Origin of the sequence: Ruminococcus sp. Marseille-P328, from assembly GCF_964249465.1 — a bacterium.
GTDB lineage: Bacteria > Bacillota > Clostridia > Lachnospirales > Lachnospiraceae > Blautia_A > Blautia_A faecis.
This window is the reverse complement of sequence record NZ_CAXUBQ010000079.1, coordinates 1-626: the sequence shown is the minus strand read 5'-3', so window position 1 is coordinate 626 and position 626 is coordinate 1. Positions and strand designations below refer to the sequence as shown.

The 626-nt window shown below is 40.6% G+C and carries 1 protein-coding gene; it reads left to right on the top strand.

The features are described from left to right. Nucleotides 1–499, top strand: a 499-nt coding sequence (locus ACESTK_RS20525; RefSeq protein WP_373120642.1) for a group II intron maturase-specific domain-containing protein, incomplete at its 5' end; no start/stop codon positions are given. Nucleotides 500–626: the final 127 nt, after the last annotated feature.

Below are 626 nucleotides of genomic sequence, written 5' to 3'. Positions count from 1 at the left end.
GGGTTGTAATATTCGTAAATATGGGGATAAATTACTTACCAAACCATCAAAACAGAATGTTAAATCAATTATGCGTAAAATTCGTGGAACAATTAAGAAGTTCCGAACGGGCAAGCAATCCGATCTGATCAAATGCCTGAATCCTATTATCAGAGGATGGGTGAACTTTCAGAAGTATAACGTATCTTCGGTTGCATTTAGATATGTGGACTGGCAGACATTCAAGGCGCTATGGAGATGGTGCCGACGTAGACATAAAAACAAACCAGCCGCATGGATAAGAGATAAATATTTCCACAGAATCGGAAACCGTAGCTGGACTTTCTCTGAAAAGCTGACGGAGGATAATTATCTCGCATTAGTATATGCAACCGACACAAACATTACCCGTTTTACACGTATTAAAGCGGAAGCGAATCCCTACGATGAAATTTGGATGGAATACTTCGCTGAACGCAAAAATAAATCCTACAGCAATTTCAAATTTGTATACGAATGATATACAACCGGCTTATTGTGGCAGCAATAGGCTTTATAAGGCTTGAGCCGTATGATGGGAAACTATCACGTACGGTTCTTAGGGGAGGGAAGGACAGTAATGCTCTTCTCTTACCCGACTATGCCAG